This is a genomic window from Clostridium sp. 'White wine YQ' (assembly GCF_028728205.1).
GTDB lineage: Bacteria > Bacillota > Clostridia > Clostridiales > Clostridiaceae > Clostridium_T.
On record NZ_JAQYUU010000009.1, the window covers coordinates 209458 to 216080 of the forward strand.

At 29.2% G+C, this 6623-nt stretch carries 7 protein-coding genes; 4 read left to right on the forward strand and 3 right to left on the reverse strand.

All coding sequences use genetic code 11. The features are described from left to right. The first annotated feature begins 112 nt into the window (after positions 1 to 112). The 3 genes from PTZ02_RS18335 to PTZ02_RS18345 all read left to right on the forward strand — a co-directional run bounded on the left by PTZ02_RS18335 (position 113) and on the right by PTZ02_RS18345 (position 2381). Positions 113 to 838, forward strand: a complete 726-nt coding sequence (locus PTZ02_RS18335; RefSeq protein WP_274229202.1) for a DUF421 domain-containing protein — start codon at positions 113 to 115, stop codon at positions 836 to 838. 78 nt (positions 839 to 916) lie between these two features. Continuing rightward, positions 917 to 1555, forward strand: a complete 639-nt coding sequence (locus PTZ02_RS18340) for a glycosyltransferase (protein WP_274229203.1) — start codon at positions 917 to 919, stop codon at positions 1553 to 1555. Between the two features lie 181 nt (positions 1556 to 1736). After that, on the forward strand, positions 1737 to 2381 hold the full coding sequence (locus PTZ02_RS18345) for a pentapeptide repeat-containing protein (RefSeq protein ID WP_274229210.1): 645 nt from the start codon (positions 1737 to 1739) through the stop codon (positions 2379 to 2381). A gap of 54 nt (positions 2382 to 2435) precedes the next feature. Here the strand turns inward: PTZ02_RS18345 and PTZ02_RS18350 are convergent, their stop codons facing one another. Further along, a complete protein-coding gene (locus tag PTZ02_RS18350; RefSeq protein ID WP_274229204.1) occupies positions 2436 to 3128 on the reverse strand; it encodes a 5'-methylthioadenosine/adenosylhomocysteine nucleosidase in 693 nt (230 codons plus the stop codon). Positions 3129 to 3401: 273 nt separating this feature from the next. Between PTZ02_RS18350 and PTZ02_RS18355 the strand changes: the two genes are divergently transcribed. Further along, a complete protein-coding gene (locus tag PTZ02_RS18355) occupies positions 3402 to 4157 on the forward strand; it encodes a tRNA threonylcarbamoyladenosine dehydratase (RefSeq protein WP_274229205.1) in 756 nt (251 codons plus the stop codon). 36 nt (positions 4158 to 4193) lie between these two features. Here the strand turns inward: PTZ02_RS18355 and PTZ02_RS18360 are convergent, their stop codons facing one another. Next, positions 4194 to 4853, reverse strand: a complete 660-nt coding sequence (locus PTZ02_RS18360; protein WP_274229206.1) for a DUF4230 domain-containing protein — start codon at positions 4851 to 4853, stop codon at positions 4194 to 4196. Between the two features lie 150 nt (positions 4854 to 5003). Further along, positions 5004 to 6206 carry a class I SAM-dependent methyltransferase gene (locus PTZ02_RS18365; RefSeq protein ID WP_274229207.1) on the reverse strand — a complete coding sequence of 401 codons (1203 nt, stop codon included), beginning with the start codon at positions 6204 to 6206 and terminating at the stop codon, positions 5004 to 5006. Positions 6207 to 6623: the final 417 nt, after the last annotated feature.

Genomic DNA, 6623 nt, shown 5'->3' on the forward strand with positions numbered 1-6623 from the left:
TATTATGATAGTCTTGGATAAAAATCATGTTCCAACAATATGCAGTAATAATATTGCCTATTAAGGGAAATTTAAATTGGGAAAGATTATGATTAATGAGAGAGTGATTTAAATGGATGTTAAGGAATTATTATCTGATGCAGATATTATTATAAGAAGTATTGTATCTATAGTTATGCTATTTATTTTTACTAGACTTATGGGTAAAAAACAAATCTCACAGCTATCATTTTTTGATTATATTGCTGGAATATCTATCGGTTCTATTGCAGGAGAATTTACAATTAATGAAGATATTAGCTATATTCATGGGCTCATAGGAATTGTTGTATATTCAGTAATACCTATAATCATAGGATACATATCATTAAAAGGAATAAAACTAAGAAAGATATTAGGTGATTCACCAACTATTCTTATACAAAACGGCAAATTTATTGAGAAGAATCTTAAAAAGAGCAAGTTTACAATAAATGATGTATTAGAGGAGTGTAGATTAAAAGGGGCATTTAATATCTCCGCAGTTGAATATGCAATACTTGAAACAAGCGGGCAAGTTAGTGTTTTGCTTAAGCCTCCTGAACAGGTGGTAACACGAAAAGATTTAAATATTCAGGCATCTTATGAAGGGATATTAGCGGATATAATCATTGACGGGAAAATAATTGAGGATCATTTAAAACTTATGAACAAAGATAAAGAATGGCTATTAAAAGAGCTAGAAAAAAAATCTATTAAATCACCAAAAGAAGTGTTTTTAGCAACAATGGATTCTAAGGGAGAAGTATATATAGATTTAAAGAATAAAGACCCTATGGTTTTGGATGTTATAGAGTAATGCATATTTTACTAAAAAGTTATGAAAACTATTTTTGAGAAAGAAAATGTAGTCTTAAAAATAAGGAGGATAAACATAATGAAAAAAGTTTTCTCAAAGATTTTACTGCTGTTATTTTTGATTCAGGTAATATCTCCATTAAATGTATATGGAGTAGATAAGAAAATAGAAAATTCTTATAGTGAAAAGGGGTGTATAGCTCAAGAAGTTCAAAGGAAGTTATGGGAAGAACATGTTCAGTGGACTAGAAGCTATATAATTAGTGCCTTGGCTAATTTAGATGATAAGGAAATAGTATTACAAAGGTTACTTAAGAACCAAGATGATATAGGGAATTCTATAAAACCTTATTATGGGGAGAAGGCAGGAAATGCTTTATCTGAACTATTAAGAGAACATATTAGTTTAGCTGGGCAAGTAGTAGAAGCTGCTAAGAACGGAAAAAAAGATGATTTAGAAAAATATAATAAACTTTGGTATGAAAATGCTGATAAAATTTCAAGTTTTATGAGCAAGGCAAATCAGAATTGGGATGAAAATTCTATAAAAGATATGTTATATAAGCATTTAGGGTTTCTTACAGATCAAGTTCTAGCTAGATTAAATAAGGACTGGAACTTAGATGCAGTTTCCTATGATAAAGGGCAGAATCATATGTTGATGTTTGCAGATATTATTTCAAAAGGCATAATAAAACAATTTCCTGATAAATTTTAATAATTATTATAGGGTTTTAAGTTCAACTAATAAATTAAGTTTCCTATAGAACCCTATATAGGGCTTATTAAAGATTTAATAGGCCTTTTTTATGCACAACTTAATATATTTTATATTAGAAAGTTTACGTTATATAGTGTATTATTAAGTTGAAATAATTTAAGAGGGGAATATGGATTGTATGGGTGAACTTAAGAAAATATTAAAACCTAAATTAGAAGCGGAATTAAATAAAAGTGATGATATTGAAGATTTAATAATAAATGAAAATTACATTTCAGATACCATAATTGAAAATATTAATTTGGATTATATAAGTGAAGAGAAAGTCGAGATAAATGGTTGCAAGTTTATAAATGTAATATTTAATGAATGTTCCTTCAGGAATGTGGATTTATTAGATGTAGTTTTTGAGAATTGTGACTTATCTAATGTAGACTTTTCAGATGGAAGCATTCACAGAGTGGAATTTAAAGATTGTAAGCTTATAGGAACTAATTTTAGTGGTGGAAATCTTCAAAATATATTATTTCAGGAGTCTTTAGGAAGGTATTCAAATTTTGGATATTCTAAAATGAAGGATATAAATTTTAAAGAATGTAATATGCAAGGAGCAATATTTTTAGAATGTAACTTTAGTAGCGTTGCATTTAAAGAGTGTAATTTAGCAAGTTCTGAATTTACCAATACTCCACTTAAAAAGATTGATTTTAGAGACAGTGATATTTCTGAAATTGCTTTAACTGGAAGAGAGTTAAAGGATGCTATAGTATCACCAATTCAAGCAGTTGAATTAGCAAGACTTCTAGGAGTTATAATTAAGTAAGATATAACATAAAAGCCAAAGGAAATAACTTATCCTTTGGCTTTAAATTATTAATTACATTTTCTTTAGCATTTTTTCCAAAATAGTTGTAGAATTTCTTACTCCAATTGGTGTAAATTTTTCAAAATCCATATGAGCCCCATTGTTAGCATTATCAGAGATTGAACGAATTACTACAAATGGTATGTTATTTAGGTAACAAGTATGAGCAATACTTCCACCTTCCATTTCACAAGCAAAAGCTTCAAATTCACTTGATAACCATTGTATTTTATCAATGCTAGCTACGAACTGATCACCAGTTACAATTCTGCCTTTAAAACTTTTTATATCAGAAGCTTCATTACAAGCTTCCTCTGCTAAAGTTACAAGTTCTCTATCACATTTAAAATCAAAAGTATCTAATCTTGGTATTTGGCCATGAGGATCCCCAAATGCAGTAGTATCCATGTCATGTTCTACAAGATTGTCGGCTATAACTACATCTCCAGGATAAATATCTTTTCCAATTCCTCCTGCTACACCTACATTAATAACTTTATCAACTTTATATTCACTTGCTAATATTTGAGCACATACAGCAGCATTAACTTTACCAACTCCGCAAACTACAGCTATTACTTCTTTTCCCCATAGACTTCCTTTGTGGAATGTCATCTTAGCTTTATCCTCTTTTGAAGTAACATCCATATCTTCTAAAAGTAGCGCTAATTCCTCAGACATTGCAGCTATAATTCCAATTATCATATTGAATCCTCCTAAAATATTAATTACTTAAAACATTATACATTAATACATAGCTAGAATGCATTAAAAATGTTTTATTATGTTAACGAAGTTTTTCCCTTAGAAACTTATAGGGTTTATTGAAAATAAAACCCTATTGTTTTATTCAAAGATATCATCTAAAATGATATAAGAACTTTTATATTTAACAAAGAGATTAAAAATTATTACATATTAAAAAAGATGAAATGATTAATAATTTTAAAATGCTTTATACAAAGGAGAGAATGTAATATGTTACAGCATTCATTATCTAGAACAGAGCTTTTAATAGGAAAAGATGGTTTAGATAAATTAAAAAATTCAAAAGTAGTGGTTTTTGGTATAGGTGGAGTAGGAAGCTTTACTGTAGAGGCGCTTGCAAGAGCTGGAGTAGGAACTTTAGTTTTAATCGATGATGATACAATTTGTTTAACTAATTTAAATAGACAGGTACATGCAACTTATAGCACAATAAGTAAGTCAAAGGTTGAAGTTATGAAGGAAAGGGTATTATCAATAAATAGACAATGTAATGTTATTACCCATGAAACTTTTGTAACTCCAGAAAATCTTTCTGAATTTATTTCAGAAGATACAGATTATGTAGTTGACGCTATAGATACTGTATCGGCTAAAATTGCTTTAGCAGTTTATTGTGAAAATAATAATATAAGAATAATGAGTTCAATGGGTACAGGAAACAAGCTTGATCCAACTCAGTTTAAGGTGACAGATATATATAAAACCAAGGTATGTCCTTTAGCTAAAGTTATGAGATATGAGTTAAGGAAAAGAGGGGTAAAATCTCTTAAGGTTGTATATTCTGAAGAAGTACCTATGAAACCAAAAGATGAGGATGTAGTAACTTGTAAGACTGGATGCGTATGTACAGGAGGAACTAAAAAGTGTACTATTAGACGTCAAATACCTGGAAGTATAAGTTTTGTTCCACCAGTTGCAGGAATGATTATAGCATCTCAAGTGGTTAGAGATTTAACTGGACTTTAAAATAAGTGAAATAAAAAAAGAGCCTTAGGCTCTTTTTTATTGATAATTTATGATAATCTCTGTTTTGCTATTAGGAAGTAATGGAGATAAAATATTTTTTACTGCTTCTTGAGATTTGCTTTCTGCCATGGCATATAAATCATCTTGAAGCATTTTTTCTTTCATCTTATCTTTTACCTCTTTACAAATGGTTGAATTTTCTTCAGGGGAGAGTTTAATCTCGCCAAATCTAAGTAAACCATTTGTTGTAGTCTCATAAAGTGTTTTATCTTCGTACAGCGCAATGTCTTCGATTTGAGGTTTGGGTAATGTAATATTAATGAGATTTGATGAATTATTTATTACAATATTATTTTTGTCTATAGAAGCAAAATCTATAGAATAACTTCCTTTGCCATAAAAAACTATCTCTTTTACCTTTTTAAAAACTTCCCAGTCTCCCCAGCTATCATCTATTAAAATACGTTCCTCTAAATCTGTTTCTAATGGAATAATTTTTTGAGTTTCATGTATTTTGTCAACAATACTCTCTTGAGAAATAAACTTGGTAGTATTTGATGAATCTAAGGGCTTTGATTGTTTTGACTGTTGTTTTTGCGGTTTTATAAATATTCTATAAGAGGCGTAAAACCCTAAAGAAACAAACAAAATAGCAAGTATAGACATAGAAAACACTTTTCTTTTTAACTTCCTCATAATTCTTCAAATACCCCCAATATTAAATGAAGTTTAGACAGATTAATGATGTCCTATAATAAACTTCATTTAAAGAGTTACTATAAATTTTGTTCCCTCCGCTGAGAACAGCGTTCCACAAAAAAGTAACTCTAAGATAAATGAAGTATATTAATTAGATAACCAGCCCTCATTTATATATTGATATAGAGCTGGATAAACATTTAATGCACCCATTAAGCTCATGTATTCATCCATAAGCTCATATCTTTCATCGGAGGTTTTTATTGCTCTAATCATTAGGTTTTTTGGAGTTTCTAATGGTGAAATATATTCAACGACAGAAACATTGTATCCTTTAGCTTCGAGAAGCATACTTCTCATACCATCTGTAAGCACATCAGCCATTCTAGCTTTTAATATGCCATGTTTTATGATTCCGTTAAAAGGCTCGTAACTGTATTGTGAGAGCATTTCTCTATGACAACAAGGAACTGCAATAATACAATCAGCATCAACTTTAATACCTAAAGCTAAAGCCATATCCGTTGCTGTATCACATGCGTGAAGAGAAATAACTACATGTATTTTTCTTTTTGGAATATAATTTTTTATATCTATTGCATGGAATTCCATATTTCTATATCCCAAGTTAGATGCCATTTTTTTAGAGGAATTAATTACACCTTCAGATATATCTAAGCCAATAAAATGACACTTTCTTTTCTTAACTTCAGTTAGGTAATAGTTTAGTACAAAAGTAAGATAAGATTTTCCACAACCACAATCTAATATAGTTATAACCTCATTCTTTGGAAGAGAATCAAGGGCTCCCTCTAGCAATTCTACATAACGGTCTATTTGATTATATTTTCTAATTTTATTATTTATGACTTTTCCTTCTTTGCTCATTATTCCAATTTCTTTTAAAAGAGCATCTGCTTTTCCAACTTTTATATAATAATCTCTGTTTAGCAGAGTTGAAGTTTCGTTTAGGTGAGGTGCAGAAGTGCTATTTTTAGCAGTAACTAATTCATCCTCTTCCTTAACTTCTTTGTTCTGCATTTTAACATTCTTATTATCAGCTGTTATTAATATATCTGTCCCTCTTTCTCTATATAATATTGAAACTTCATCGTAGCTTTCACTATCAGAACAAATTCTTTCAAATAGAGAACTTATAGGATAAACTTTAGTTTCTCCATTAAAGTTATAGGATATATTGCCATCTAAGTAGTCACCTACGCCTTTAAAGGTTTTAAGGCCTGCTTTGTAAGAAATATAAATTCCTTTAAAAATAGAGGCATTATCACTAAATCTACTTTCAAGTCCTATTAAAAAAAGTTTTATTTTGCCTATGTTTTGCTTATTCATAAAATCACTAACCTTTCTAAAGAGTTTTAATTATGTAGGCCATCTTAAAACTCTAAAACATCTACCAATAATATTAGAATTAACCTTACATAATATCAATACATATTTTTATTCTTTAGGATTTTATAATATTTTAGGGTTTTGGATAACATTAAAAGTTTGAATTATAATCTAAGAATTTACTATAGGGTTTTAAGTTCAACTAAAAATTTATTCATACCTGAACACAAACAAGAATAAATTAAGTTTCCTATAAAAACCCTATGAACTCACCTAAGGAATAAAAAATAGAATTAGTCGCCTGCCAAATTTTCCTCACATGCGCTTGGAAAGGCAGTTGCGAGAAAAAAATCGACGGCTCAAAATCGCCTTGACGATTTTTTTATAAAAGACATTTCATAATATAATTTATGATAT

Excerpts from the sequence above, each read along its gene's own strand:
- PTZ02_RS18335 (WP_274229202.1), top strand. The coding sequence starts at position 113 with ATGGATGTTAAGGAATTATTATCTGATGCAGATATTATTATAAGAAGT.
- PTZ02_RS18340 (WP_274229203.1), top strand. The coding sequence starts at position 917 with ATGAAAAAAGTTTTCTCAAAGATTTTACTGCTGTTATTTTTGATTCAG.
- PTZ02_RS18345 (WP_274229210.1), top strand. The coding sequence starts at position 1,737 with ATGGGTGAACTTAAGAAAATATTAAAACCTAAATTAGAAGCGGAATTA.
- PTZ02_RS18350 (WP_274229204.1), bottom strand. The coding sequence starts at position 3,128 with ATGATAATTGGAATTATAGCTGCAATGTCTGAGGAATTAGCGCTACTT.
- PTZ02_RS18355 (WP_274229205.1), top strand. The coding sequence starts at position 3,402 with ATGTTACAGCATTCATTATCTAGAACAGAGCTTTTAATAGGAAAAGAT.
- PTZ02_RS18360 (WP_274229206.1), bottom strand. The coding sequence starts at position 4,853 with ATGAGGAAGTTAAAAAGAAAAGTGTTTTCTATGTCTATACTTGCTATT.
- PTZ02_RS18365 (WP_274229207.1), bottom strand. The coding sequence starts at position 6,206 with ATGAATAAGCAAAACATAGGCAAAATAAAACTTTTTTTAATAGGACTT.